General features: G+C 50.0%; 1 pseudogene. It reads left to right on the forward strand.

Annotation, left to right across the window (positions count from 1 at the left end):
* Positions 1–250, forward strand: a pseudogene (locus tag RTW80_RS30190) (tRNA 4-thiouridine(8) synthase ThiI); the annotation flags it as partial.

A 250-nucleotide genomic window follows, 5' to 3' on the forward strand; every position in this document is an offset into this window, starting at 1 on the left:
ATCTCTCACGATAAAGAGCACATCATCGATCTGGCGCGTAAAATCGGTACTGAAGATTTTGCCCGCACCATGCCGGAATATTGCGGTGTGATCTCAAAAAGTCCAACCATCAAAGCGGTGAAGGCGAAGATCGAAGCGGAAGAAGAGAACTTCGATTTCAGCATCCTGGAAAAAGTGGTGGCGGAAGCGTCCAACATCGATATCCGTGAGATCGCTCAGCAGACCGAGCAGGAAGTGGTTGAGGTGGAGA

The organism is Escherichia sp. AM3 (genome assembly GCF_032029835.1).
Lineage (GTDB): Bacteria > Pseudomonadota > Gammaproteobacteria > Enterobacterales > Enterobacteriaceae > Escherichia > Escherichia coli.